Source organism: Streptomyces sp. CBMA156, assembly GCF_014596515.1.
GTDB lineage: Bacteria > Actinomycetota > Actinomycetes > Streptomycetales > Streptomycetaceae > Kitasatospora.
Map to the genome: position 1 here is coordinate 1 of NZ_MSJQ01000039.1, position 12,161 is coordinate 12,161.

The window sequence follows — 12,161 nt, forward strand, 5'->3', positions numbered from 1 at the left end:
ACCCGGAGCAGGCCGCGGCCGTCGTCCGGCAGGCCGCCAGGGGCGCGTGAGCGCCCCGGGCCCGCCGCCTCCCTCAAGGCGGCGGGCCCGGGGCCGTTCGGCGCCGGAAGGCGTCAGGCGGGGCGGATGCCCGGGTTGCCGGCCTCGGTGACGAAGGAGGCGGCGGTGGAGAGGGTGCCGCCGGGGCGGGTGATGTGGGAGACCACCCGGTAGTCGGCGCGGGCCCGGTGCTGGTCGAGGGTGAGCACGGTGTAGCCGCGGCGCCCGTCGTAGTACTTCATGTGCGGGTTGGCCGCCATGAGGGTGCTCCAGTTGGACGGCTTCTCCTCGCCGTCGCCGTCGCTGCTGATCGAGGTGCCGACGAACTCCACGCCCACCGTGCGGGAGTTGGGGTCGTCGAAGTTGCGCTTGACGTCCAGGGCGTAGGCCACGTGCACGTCGCCGGTGAGCAGCACCAGGTTCTTCACGCCGGACTGGTCGACGGTCTTCAGGAAGCGCTCGCGGGCGGCGGGGTAGCCGTCCCAGGCGTCCATGGAGAGCTTGGAGCGGTCGGCGGTGGTGTTCTTGCGGCGGGAGAAGACGACCTGCTGGGGCACGACGTTCCAGGTGGCCTTGGAGTGGCGCAGGCCGTCGGCGAACCAGCGTTCCTGGGTGGCACCCATCAGGGTGCGCTTGGCGTCGTCGGACTCCGGGGTGGGGTACTGCCAGCCGTCGCCGTTGGCCTGGTCGTCGCGGTACTGGCGGGTGTCGAGGATGTCGAACTGGGCCAGCTTGCCGTAGTGGACGCGCCGGTAGAGGGTCAGCTCGGTGCCACGGGGCTGGGGCATGCGCAGCGGCTGGTTCTCCCAGTAGGCGCGGTAGGCGGCGGCGCGGCGGGCGACGAAGGGGGCCGGGTCCTGGTTCTTCTCCGGGATGCCGGCGGCGTAGTTGTTCTCCACCTCGTGGTCGTCCCAGGTGACGTACCAGGGGTGGGCGGCGTGCGCGGCCTGGAGGTCGGGGTCGTTCTTGTAGAGGGAGTAGCGCAGCCGGTAGTCCTCGAGGGTGGTGGTCTCGTGGTTGAAGTGGGCCGCGAGGGTGCGGTCGGTGTACTTGCGGTCGCCGCCGACGGAGTCGATGCCGTACTCGTAGATGTAGTCGCCGACGTGGAAGACGGCGTCCAGGGACTCGTTGGCGAGGTGGCGGTAGGCGGTGAAGTAGCCGTCCTCGTAGGCCTGGCAGGAGACGAAGGCGATGCGGGCGCTGTCGAGCTTCCTGCCGCGCGGCGGGGCGGTGCGGGTGCGGCCGACGGGGCTGGACCAGGAGCCGACGGTGAAGCGGTACCAGTACTCGCGTGCGGCGTCGAGGTCGTCGACGTCCACGTGGACGGCGTAGTTGAACTCGGCGTGGGCGCGCGCGGTGCCGCGCCGCTCGACACGGCGGAACTTCTCGTCGCGGGCGATCTCCCAGCCGACCTTCACCGAGCCGGTGGGCGGCAGGCCGGCGCCGGGCTCCAGCGGGCGCGGGGCCAGGCGGGTCCACAGGACGACGGCCTCGGAGGTGGCGTCGCCGGAGGCCACGCCGAGGGTGAAGGGGTTGTCGCCGATGGCGCGCGGGGCGATCTCGTTGTCGGCGGCGCCGGCGGTGGGGATGTTGACGCTGAAGGCGAGCGCGGCGGCGGCCGAGGTGACGGTCAGGAAGCGGCGCCGGTCGAGGCGGGCGGCGGCCTCGCGCAGCATCCGGTCGGCGGTGGAGTGGTCGGCGGGGCGGGTCATGGGGGGTAGTGGCCTTTCGCTGCTCGGGGGGTGTGCGAAGGGAATTGGAGTGGACCACCCCGTACGGCGGGGGTCGGGATCAGGGCAGCAGAGTGATCATCTGATGGGAGCCCCGTGAAGGTCCGGCATATCGCCCCGAGCTGCTCGGAATGGTGTATTCCGGCTTCTTCTGTCCTGTCCTGGCCGGTCTCGGCGGCGCGGCCGCGGGCATCCCGGCCGCCGGCGGGCCGGGTGGGCGAGGCTCGCACCATGGGCCAGTCAAGCCGCCCCCCGACCGCGCCCACTCGCACTCACCCGGCGTTCAGACGACTTCCAGGTTGGCCATCATCCCCATGTCCTCGTGTTCGGCGTTGTGGCAGTGGAAGAGGTAGCGGCCGCGGTAGCCGTCGAAGCGGGTGATGATCTCCGCGGACTCCCCCGGGCGCAGCGAGACGGTGTCCTTGAGGCCGGCGTCGTGGGGCAGTGGGGGTCTGCCGCCGCGGGTGAGGATGCGGAAGCCGACGAGGTGGAGGTGGACGGGGTGGTGGACGTCGGCGATCAGGCGCCAGATCTCGGTGTCGCCGAGGGGGACGGTGACGTCGGTGCGGGCGGGGTCGAAGGGCCGGCCGCCGATGAGCCAGCCGTGGCCGCCGTTCATCCGGCCGGCGCGGAAGGCGAAGTCGCGGGTGCGGACGGCGTCCTGGCGGTGCCAGTCGGGCAGGTCGGTGGCGAGGACGGGTGGGATGCGGCTGTCGTCGGTGGCGGGGCGGGTGATGCGGAAGGCCATGACGTCGCGGGTGCGGCCGGTGCCGAGGCGGTTGACGAGGTGGACGAGGGAGCCGATGGGGGCGGTGGCGAAGTCGATGACGAGGTCGTGGCGTTCGGCGGGGGCGGTGGGCAGGGTCCGGTGGGTGACGGGGGTGGCGAGCAGGCCCTGGTCGGCGCCGATCTGGACGAGGTCGAGGCGGCGGCCGTCCTCGGTGAGGGCTTCGAGTTCGTAGTGGCGGGCGTTGGAGGCGTTGAGCAGGCGCAGCCGGTGGCGGGTGGCGTCGGTTTCGTGGACGGGCCAGGGGGCGCCGTTGACGAGGATGACGTCGCCGAGGACGCCGGCGAGGTGGGGTTCGGTGACGCCGGGGGTCGTGCGCAGGGTGGGGTCGAGGGAGGGGTAGCTGAGGGCGCCGTCGGCGGTGAAGGCGCGGTCGGTGATCATCAGGGGGATCTCGCGGGGGCCGGCGGGCAGGCCGAGGCTGTCCTCGGTGTCGTCGCGCACGATGTGGAGGCCGGCGAGGCCGCGCCAGATGGCGGGGGCGGTGTAGTCCATGCGGTGGTCGTGGTACCAGAGCAGGGTGGGGCGTTGGTCGTTGGGGAATGTGTAGTCGCGTTTCAGGCGGCTGGTGACGGCGCGGGGGTCGGTCATGTGGCCGCCGGTGCCGTGGCCGTCCGTACCTGACATGCCTGCCATGCCCGGCATGGTGTGGGGGGTGTCGGGCCAGGCGGCAGGCAGGACGAGGTCGGTGGGGTAGCCGTCGGAGTCCGCGGGGGTGCGGCCGCCGTGGAGGTGGACGACGGTGGGGACGGGGAGTTCGTTGTGGTGGGTGACGGTGACGGGCCGGCCGCGGCGGGCCTCGATGGTGGGGCCGGGGAAGGTGCCGCCGTAGGTCCACAGGCGGGTGGTGAGGCCGGGCAGGATCTCGGCGATGGTCTCGCGCTGGACGATGTCGTAGTGGTCGGTGCCGCCGGCGGTGGAGACGGGTCTGGCGACGGCGGGCAGGGGCAGCGGAACCTGGTACGGGGGTGGCAGCGCCGCGGTGCTGCGCAGTTGGGCGCCGGTGGTGGCGGGGCGGCGGGCGAGGGCGGCGGCGGTGGCGAGTGAGGCGGTGGTGAGCAGGCCGAAGGCGCCGCCGATGCCCAGGACTTGACGACGCGTCAGGCCGAGTGGGCGGTTGTCGCGGGACTCAGGCACGGTCGTCCCCCTCGCGCGCGGGGGCGGTGCGCCGTGCGGGCAGTGGGGTGCGCCACAGGGCGGTGGTGAGCACGACGGTGCCGGCGATGGTGGCGACGCCCAGGGGCAGGTGCAGCCACAGGGCGCCGCCGAGTCCGGCGAAGTACTGCACGGTCTCGGCGGCGGCCACGGCGAGGCTCGCGGCGAGCGGCCAGGCGCGGCGCAGCCGTATCCACAGGACGAGGGCGGCGATCAGCTGGAGGTAGCCGAGGGTGGTGACGGCGTCGGCGCCGGCGGCGTGCCAGCCGAGGGCGTCGAAGTCTCCGCTGAGGTAGACGCCGGCGAAGACGGGCTGGCCGAACAGGACGGCGGTGTGGGCGGCGGCCAGGGCGCGCAGGGTCCGTCCGGCGGGCCCGGTCCGCTCCCCCGTGGCGGACCGGGCCTCGGGCTCCGGTGGGGTCCTGGGGGCGGCGATGGCCATGGGGAGTCCTTCCTCGTACCGGTCTCGGGCCGCACCGTGTGCCGGTGTGCGGCCCCGCCCCCGACGCTATGACCGTCCGGTTATCCTGTCCAAGATCAGTATTGCTATGGCGTGATGACCGTGGGGGCATGAGGACTTCGTGGACCTGAACACGCTCACCCAGTTCCTGGCGGTGGCGCGGCTGGAGCACCTGAGCCGGGCGGCCGGGGAACTGCGCGTCGCCCAGCCGTCGTTGAGCCGTTCCATCGCCCGGCTGGAGGCCGAGCTGGGCACGCCGCTGTTCGAGCGCGGCGGGCGGCTGCGGCTGAACGAGGCCGGGCGGCTGTTCCGCGACTACGTGGAGCGCTCGCTGGGCGAACTGGAGGCCGGACGGCGGGCGGTGGCCGAGGCCGCCGCGCAGGGGCCGGGCACGGTGCGGCTGGCCTCGGAGACCTTCCTGGCCTTCGGCGGGCCGCTGGCCGCGTTCAAGCGCGCCCACCCGGGGGTGGAGATCGAGCTGCACCAGCTGTCCGCGCAGGAGACGGCGCGGCGGCTGCGCGCCCAGGACGTCGACCTCGCCGTGGTCTCCCAGCCGGTCGCCGCCGAGGGCCTGGAGTCGGTGCTGCTGCTGGACGAGGAGGTGGGGCTGGCCGTCCCGGTGGGCGATCCGCTGGCCCACCGCACCACGGTGGGCGTCGAGGAGCTCGCGCAGCGGCCGTTCATCGCCGCCCGGCCCGGGCACTGGCAACGCCGCCTGCTGGACCGGCTGTTCGCCGCCCGCGGCCTGGTGCCGCGGATCGTCTGCGAGAGCGACGAGGCCGGCGCCATCGCCGAACTGATCAGCGCGGGCCTGGGCGTGGGCCTGGTGCCCGCGATCGCCCGGCGCACCGCGACCCGGCTGCCGCTGGTGTGGGTCGGCGTGGACAGCCCCGAGTGCCGGCGCTCGCTGACCCTGTTCTGGGACGGGCAGGCGCGCCTGCCCGCCGCCGCCCGCCGGCTGCGCGAGGCGATCGCGGGCTGGGACTGGGCGGACGGCGGGCAGGCGGACGACAGCCAGGCTGACGGCGGGTTCTGACGACGGGCCCGGTCAGGGAACGGTCGGGGACCGGTCAGAGCTTGGCGGCCGAGAAGGTGTCGCACTGGGCGGCGTCGCCGCTGCGGTAGCCGGTGGTGAACCAGGCCTTGCGCTGCTCGGCGGAACCGTGCGTCCAGGCCTCCGGGTTGATCCGCCCGGTGGCGCCCTGCTGGATCCGGTCGTCGCCGACCGCCGCGGCCGCGTCCAGGCCCTGGGCGATGTCCTGGTCGGTGAGCGAGGCGATCAGCGGACGGCCGGTGGAGGGCTGCGGGGTGGTCGTGGCGTGGTGCGCCCACACCCCGGCGTAGCAGTCGGCCTGGAGCTCCAGGCGCACCGAGCCGCTGTTGGCGCCCTGGCGGTCGTTGCCGACCTTCTGCATGGCGCCGGTGAGGTTCTGGATGTGGTGGCCGTACTCGTGGGCGACGACGTAGGACTCGGCGAACGGGCCGCCCTTGGCGCCGAAGCGGGCGGACAGCTCGTTGAAGAAGCCCAGGTCGAAGTAGGCCTTCTTGTCGCCGGGACAGTAGAACGGGCCCACCGCGGAGGTCGCCGACCCGCAGGCGGTGGAGACCTGACCGGTGAACAGCACCGTCTCGGCGTTCTTGTACGGGACGTTGGCGCGCTTCGGCAGCTCGGTGCGCCAGAACTCCTGGAGGCTGTTGGTGACCGCCACGATCCGGCAGTCCTGGCGCTTGTTGGCGTCCGCGCCGGTCTTGCAGGCCTGCTGCACCTCGCCGGCCGTCCGGGTGCCGGAGGAGTTGGAGGAGGAGCCGTCGCCGGAGGACAGGCCCAGCAGCTGCGGGTCGACGCCGAGGATGACCGCGAACAGCACCGCGATCAGGCCCACGGCCCCGCCGCCGATGGCGACCTTCCCGCCCGGGATGCCGCGCCGGTCGTCCACCTGCGAGGTGTCGAGGTCGCCCTGGTCGTCGAACTGCATGTGCCCCTGCCCTGCCCGCTTCTGCCGGTCGCTTCTGCCGGTCGCTTTTGTGCGTTCTGGTGACGGTCTGTACCGTCACGGCCCAGCCCAGCCTACGGGCCCCGGGCCCCGCCCCGGCGCAGCGGGGCCCGGTCGGGGCCGGGGCGCTGTGGCGGCGCCGCCCGGTCCTCCCCGTGCGGGGAGGGCCGGGCGGCGCCTGCTCAGCCGGGCTGCACTGCTCAGCCGGCCGGCGCGGGCGCCGGGGCGTAGCCGGCCGGGCGGGTGGTGAAGGTGCCGCGGCCCTGGGTGCGGCCGCGCAGGCGGCCCGCGTAGCCGAAGAGTTCGGCGAGCGGTACCAGTGCGCTGACCTGGGCGGTGGTGCCGGTTCCCGGTTCGGTGGCCCGGACGTGGCCGCGGCGGGCGGCGAGGTCGCCGAGGACGGCGCCCAGCGCGTCCTCGGGCACGGTGACGCTCACCTCGGCGAGGGGTTCCAGCAGGTGCATCCGCGAGGCGCGCAGTGCCTCGCGCAGGCCGAGGCGGGCGGCGGTGCGGAAGGCGGGTTCGGAGGAGTCCTTGGGGTGGGTGGCCCCGTCGGTGAGGGTGACGGCGACGCCGGTGACCGGGTGGCCGCCGAGCGGGCCCTCGGCCAGGGCGTCGCGGCAGCCGGCCTCGACGGCCTGCACGTACTCGCGCGGGACCCGTCCGCCGGTGACGGTGGAGGTGAACGCGAACTCCCCTTCGGTGCCGGCAGGCAGGGGGTGGACGTCGAGGACGAGGTGGGCGAACTGGCCCGCGCCGCCGTCCTGTCTGGCGTGGCGGTGGGCGAAGCCGGTGACGCCCTCGACGAGGGCCTCGCGCAGCGCGACCTTCGGCCGGCCGACCGCGGCCTCGATACCGCTGTCGCGCCGGATCTTCTCCACCGCGACCTCCAGGTGCAGTTCGCCCAGGCCGGACAGGGTGCGCTGGCCGGTCTCGGGGTCGGTGGCCACGCGCAGCGAGGGGTCCTCCTCGGCCAGGCGGGCCAGTGCCGTGGCGAGCTTGTCGGTGTCGGCGGCGCGGCGGGCCTCGACGGCGACGGTGACGACCGGTTCGGCGCTCACGGGGGCCTCCAGGACGATGGGATGGCCGGCGTCGCACAGGGTGGCGCCGACGCGGGTGTGCTTGGGGCCGACGACGGCGACGATGTCGCCGGCGCGGGCGCGTTCGGTCTCGGTGTGGCGGTCGGCCAGGACGGTGAGGATGCGGGCGACGCGTTCGCGGCGGCCGGTGGTGGTGTCGAGCACGGTGTCCCCCTTGTGAAGGGTGCCGGCGTACAGGCGCAGGTGGGTGAGGCGGCCGGTGGGGGCGGCGGTGACCTTGAACGCCAGGGCGGTCAGGGGCTGTCCGGGGTCGGGGTCACGCTGCTGGGTACGGTCGGCGGAGTGGGTGGGCGGGACGTCGAGCGGGGAGGGCAGGTAGGCGACGGCGGCGTCCAGGAGCGGTTCGATGCCGCGGTTGCGGTAGGCGGAGCCGCACAGCACCACCACGGCCTCGCCGGTGCGGGTGAGGTCGCGCAGGGCCGCGGTGAGCGTGCCGGCCGTCAGGGTGGCGCGGGCGCAGAACTCCTCCAGGGCTTCGGGGTGCAGTTCGGCCACCGCCTCCTCCAGGGCGCGGCGGCGGACGGCGGCCTCGGCTTCGAGGTGGCCGGGGACCGGGCCCTCCTGCGGGGTGCCGTCGTCGTGCCAGGTGAGGGCGCGCAGGCGGATGAGGTCGACGACGCCGGCGAACGACTCCTCGGTGCCGATGGGCAGTTGGACGGCCAGCGGGCGCGGGTGCAGGCGTTCGCGGATGGCGGCGACGGCCGCGTCCAGGTCGGCGCCGGCGCGGTCGAGCTTGTTGACGAAGGCGATGCGCGGCACGCCGTGGCGTTCGGCTTGGCGCCACACCGACTCGCTCTGCGGCTCGACGCCGGCGACCGCGTCGAACACCGCGACCGCGCCGTCGAGCACGCGCAGGGAGCGTTCCACCTCGTCGGCGAAGTCGACGTGGCCGGGGGTGTCGATGAGGTTGATCCGGTGCCCGGCCCAGGCGCAGCTGACGGCGGCGGCGAAGATGGTGATGCCGCGTTCGCGTTCCTGGGGGTCGAAGTCGGTGAGGGTGGTGCCGTCGTGGACTTCGCCGCGCTTGTGGGTGGTGCCGGTGAGGTAGAGGATCCGTTCGGTGACGGTGGTCTTGCCGGCGTCGACGTGGGCGAGGATGCCGAGGTTGCGGACGGCGGCGATGGTGTCCGTGGTCGCGGCGGTGATCGCGGCGGTGGTGTGGGTGCGCATGGCCCGGGTGCCTTTCGAGGCGGTTCTTCGTGGTGGCGGGCGCGCGATCGGGCAGTGCCGACGTACTGACTGGTCGTCAGATGTGTTTCCGCGAGAAGGCCTCGGGGATCGAGAAACGGGGCCGGTTTCAGGCGGTGGCGGCACTGCTCCGGTGCCGGCCGCGCAGCGGGCACCGGGAGGACGGGGACACCAGGATCACCTCGTACCGCGACGCGGGAGAGGGGGCGGCGGCGCTCTGCTTCGGCACGGCCGCTCGCCCCCTCTCCTCGTTGCTGTCGTCACGGTCGGCGCGGTCGGCGCCGGTTGGCACGGTCGGCCGCGCGTCGGAGCGCGGCCGCGTGGCGAGTGTAGGGAAGGCGGGCCCGTCGGGGCGACGGGTTTTACGGGGCCGAGCCGGGCGGCGCCGGGCTGCGCGGCGTCCCGAAGCGCAGCACCGGCTCGGACCAGCCGTCGTCGCTCACCCCGGCGTCCAGGGCGGCGCCGATGGCCCGTTCCTCGTACGCGAAGTGGGAGTCCATGATGGCGGCGAGCCCGTCGAGTTCGCGTCCGATCGCCTCCTGATCGGCACCGGGTGCGGCACCGGGGACGGCGCCGGCGGCGGCCTGGTCGGCGAGGTCGCGCACCCGGGTGAGGATGTGGGTGATGAAGCCGTGGTCCTCGACGAGTTTGGCGATGGTCGGCGCCAGGTCGGGGCGTTCGCGCAGGAGTTGGGCGAACAGGCCGGTGTCCTCGCCCTGGTGGTGGTTGGTCAGGGCGGTGCAGAAGGCCAGGCAGTGGGTGAGGAGCCGGTCGTCGTCGCCGTCCGGACGGCGGGGTCCGCCGAGGTTGGCGCGCAGGTCGGCGAGGCGGCGGCGCAAGTTCTGGTGCGCGCGGGAGAGTTCCAGGCTGAGGGCGGCCGTACGGCCGGTGGAGGGGGAGGCCACGGGGGCGGTCCCTTCGGTTCCGCACCTCCATGCCTGACGCAGTCCGTCATCGGCACGCGATGCTCCTGCCATCCGATCACGTGGCCCGGCCGGCGGGCAAGTGGGGCCCTGCGGACGTTCCTGCGGACGGTTCGGCGGACGGTTCGGCGACGGATTGCGCGGCGGGCTCGGCCGCCCGGGCGCGTGGGCGGCCGAGCAGGATTCCGGCGGCCACCAGCGCCAGTCCCGCCGCCTGGCGCGCGCCGAAGGGGTCGCCGTCCAGCGCGGTGCCGAGCAGCACGCCGGTGAGCGGGTTGAGCAGTCCGAGCAGGCCCACCGTGGCGGCCGGCAGGTGGCGCAGCCCGGCGAACCAGCAGGCGAAGGCGAGTGCGGTGGCGATGACGGTGGTGTAGCCGAAGGCGAGCAGGGTGGGCCCGTCCACGGCCGGAGGCGCGCCCTCGACGAGGACGGCCGGCGGCAGCAGGACCAGGCCGCCCGCGGTCAGCTGCCAGGCGGTGGCGGCGAGCGGGTCGGCGCCCTCGCGCCAGCGGGCGGCCAGGACGTAGCCGACGGAGGAGACCAGCATCGCCGCCGCCGAGGCCGCGAGCCCCGTCCAGCCGATCCCGCCGCCGGGCCCGGGCAGGGCGAGCGCGACCCCGGCCAGGCCCACCACCGCCCCCGCCAGGTGGGCGCGGCGCGGGCGCTGCCCGGCCAGTGCCCAGGCGGTGAGCAGCATCGCGAGGGGGGAGGCGGCCATGACGGTGGCGGCGGCGCCGGTGGGCAGCAGTTGGGAGGCGAGGTAGAGCAGGACGAAGAAGACGGCGGTGTTGAGCAGGCCCAGCAGGGCACTGCGCCACCACCAGGGGCCGTGCGGGCGGCGGCGGGCGAGGGCGAGCAGCAGCAGTCCGGCGGGCAGGGCGCGCAGGGCGGCGCCCCACAGGGGGTGGTCGGCGGGCAGATGGGCGTGGGTGACCCAGTAGTTGGCGCCCCAGGCGACGGGGGCGAGGGCGGTGAGCAGCACCCATCGCATATTGGCTTCCATGGAAGGCAATATAGCTTCCCAGGAAGTTACCCGGGTTAGGATGGCCGCATGGAGCACTCCGCCGGGCAGCACCCCGATCACGTCGCGCAGATCCAGGCCGGGTGGCGGCGCGAGCGCCCCGACCTGGACGTCTCCCCGCTGGCCGTCATCGGGCGCCTGCACCGCCTGGCCGCCCGCCTGACCGCCGAGCTGACCCTCGTCTACCAGCGCTACGGCCTGAGTGAGGGCGAGTTCGACGTGCTCGCCGCGCTGCGCCGGGCCGGCGCCCCGTACGAGCGGGCCCCGGGCGAGCTGGCCGCGCACACCATGGTGACCACGGGGGCGATGACCAAGCGGATCGACCGCCTGGAGCGCGCCGGACTGGTCACCCGCCGCCCGGCGGTGGACGACCGGCGCGGGCGGGTGGTCGCCCTCACCGACGCCGGGCGGCGCCTGTTCGACGAGGCGTTCACCGCCCACATCCGCAACGAGCACCGCCTGCTGGCGCACCTGGCCCCGGAGGAGGCGGGCGCCCTGCGGACACTGCTCACCGCCTGGCAGCACCGTCTGGACGGCACCGGGGGTGACACCGGGCCCGATACGGGGAGCATGCACCGTGCGGAGTCGAATGGTGACGGCCGGTCATGAGAAGCTGACCCATGACCAGCGCACCGCCCCCGTCCTCCCCGCCGCCGCCCGGCCACCGGTCCGACTCCGCTCCCCCGCCCGGCTGGGGGAACCCGGCGGTGCGGGCCGACCGGCGTCTGGTGGCGATGCTGCAGGAACTGCGGGTGCTCCAGACCGGCGTGCAGATCGTCTTCGCCTTCCTGCTCGGCGTCGCCTTCACCCCGCGCTTCGCCCAGCTCACCGACGCCCAGCAGGACATCTACGTCGTCACGCTGCTGCTGTCGGTCGTCGCCGCGGCCGTCCTGGCCACCCCCGTCGCCCTGCACCGCGGCCTGTACCGCCACCCCGGCAAGGAGCGGATCGTCGCCGTCTCGGTCCGCGTCGCCCAGGTGGGCCTGCTGCTGCTCGCCGCCGCGCTGACCGGCGCCGTGCTGCTGGTCCTCGACGTCGTCCTCGGCACGGTGCCGGCGGTGCCGATCACCTGCGCCATCGCGCTGACCTTCGCCGGGCTGTGGTTCGTCCTGCCCTGGACGCTGCGCCGCTCCGCCAACCGCGACGGGGCCTGACCGCTCGTGTCCGCACCCGCCTCCCCCACCCCACGGAGCCCGTCCGCATCCGGGCCGTCTAGCGTGCCGGTATGCACACCGACGACAGCCCGTGGGACGTCCTGCTGATCGGCGGTGCCTCCGGGCTCGGCAAGAGCCGGGCCGCCGCCCGTCTGTCCGCGCGGCACGGCGCGTTCGTGGTCGAGTTCGACGACGTGGTGGCCGCCCTCCAGGCCGCCACCACCGCCGACGGCCACCCCGGACTGCACCACTTCGACGGCCTGCCCGACCCCGACGCGCTGCCCGCCGACCGTGTCCTGGAACTCCAGATCGCCACCGCGCGCGCCCTGGACGACGCGCTGCTGGGCGTCGTGCGCAACCGGCTCACCGTGCCCGTGCCCGCGATCGTGGAGGGCGACTACCTGACCCCGGCCGCCGCCGCGCGCGCCGCCGCGGAGGCCGCCGGACAGGGCCGGCGGGTACGCGCGGTCTTCCTGCACGAGGACGACCCTGCGCGCATCGGCGCCAACTACGCGGAGCGCGAGCCGGATTGCGGCCCCCAGAGCGGGCGCGCCGCCGTGAGCGCGCGCTACAGCGCCTGGCTCGCCGGGCAGGCCCGCGCGCACGCGCT

At 74.6% G+C, this 12,161-nt stretch carries 11 protein-coding genes; 4 read left to right on the forward strand and 7 right to left on the reverse strand.

Annotated features, from left to right (window positions below; translation table 11 throughout):
* Nucleotides 1-113: 113 nt before the first annotated feature.
* The 3 genes from BU198_RS02815 to BU198_RS02825 all read right to left on the reverse strand — a co-directional run bounded on the left by BU198_RS02815 (nt 114) and on the right by BU198_RS02825 (nt 4,153).
* Nucleotides 114-1,751, reverse strand: coding sequence for an alkaline phosphatase D family protein (locus tag BU198_RS02815; protein WP_188295211.1), 1,638 nt, complete (start codon nt 1,749-1,751; stop codon nt 114-116).
* 301 nt (nt 1,752-2,052) lie between these two features.
* A complete protein-coding gene (locus BU198_RS02820; protein WP_188295212.1) occupies nt 2,053-3,693 on the reverse strand; it encodes a multicopper oxidase family protein in 1,641 nt (546 codons plus the stop codon).
* A complete protein-coding gene (locus BU198_RS02825; RefSeq protein ID WP_223243839.1) occupies nt 3,686-4,153 on the reverse strand; it encodes a hypothetical protein in 468 nt (155 codons plus the stop codon). The genes BU198_RS02820 and BU198_RS02825 overlap by 8 nt, the downstream gene beginning before the upstream one ends.
* A 139-nt stretch (nt 4,154-4,292) precedes the next feature.
* Between BU198_RS02825 and BU198_RS02830 the strand changes: the two genes are divergently transcribed.
* Nucleotides 4,293-5,207, forward strand: a complete 915-nt coding sequence (locus BU198_RS02830; RefSeq protein WP_188295213.1) for a LysR family transcriptional regulator — start codon at nt 4,293-4,295, stop codon at nt 5,205-5,207.
* 34 nt (nt 5,208-5,241) lie between these two features.
* Here the strand turns inward: BU198_RS02830 and BU198_RS02835 are convergent, their stop codons facing one another.
* The 4 genes from BU198_RS02835 to BU198_RS02850 all read right to left on the reverse strand — a co-directional run bounded on the left by BU198_RS02835 (nt 5,242) and on the right by BU198_RS02850 (nt 10,379).
* Nucleotides 5,242-6,147, reverse strand: a complete 906-nt coding sequence (locus tag BU198_RS02835; protein ID WP_188295214.1) for a neutral zinc metallopeptidase — start codon at nt 6,145-6,147, stop codon at nt 5,242-5,244.
* A gap of 218 nt (nt 6,148-6,365) precedes the next feature.
* The gene (gene fusA, locus BU198_RS02840; RefSeq protein WP_188295215.1) at nt 6,366-8,435 is read right to left on the reverse strand and encodes an elongation factor G; all 2,070 of its coding nucleotides are present in this window, start codon (nt 8,433-8,435) and stop codon (nt 6,366-6,368) included.
* A gap of 380 nt (nt 8,436-8,815) precedes the next feature.
* Entirely contained in the window at nt 8,816-9,358 is a 543-nt protein-coding gene (locus BU198_RS02845) for a hemerythrin domain-containing protein (RefSeq protein WP_317619935.1), read from the reverse strand.
* Nucleotides 9,359-9,434: 76 nt separating this feature from the next.
* Entirely contained in the window at nt 9,435-10,379 is a 945-nt protein-coding gene (locus tag BU198_RS02850; RefSeq protein WP_223243840.1) for a DMT family transporter, read from the reverse strand.
* A 48-nt stretch (nt 10,380-10,427) separates the two neighbouring features.
* Here BU198_RS02850 and BU198_RS02855 point away from each other — a divergent pair, with 48 nt between their 5' ends.
* From BU198_RS02855 to BU198_RS02865, 3 genes are all read left to right on the forward strand, one after another.
* Nucleotides 10,428-11,006, forward strand: a complete 579-nt coding sequence (locus BU198_RS02855; protein ID WP_188295217.1) for a MarR family winged helix-turn-helix transcriptional regulator — start codon at nt 10,428-10,430, stop codon at nt 11,004-11,006.
* Nucleotides 11,007-11,017: 11 nt separating this feature from the next.
* On the forward strand, nt 11,018-11,551 hold the full coding sequence (locus tag BU198_RS02860; protein WP_223243841.1) for a DUF6328 family protein: 534 nt from the start codon (nt 11,018-11,020) through the stop codon (nt 11,549-11,551).
* A 71-nt stretch (nt 11,552-11,622) separates the two neighbouring features.
* A partial coding sequence (locus BU198_RS02865; RefSeq protein ID WP_188295218.1) for an AAA family ATPase occupies nt 11,623-12,161 on the forward strand: 539 nt, incomplete at its 3' end.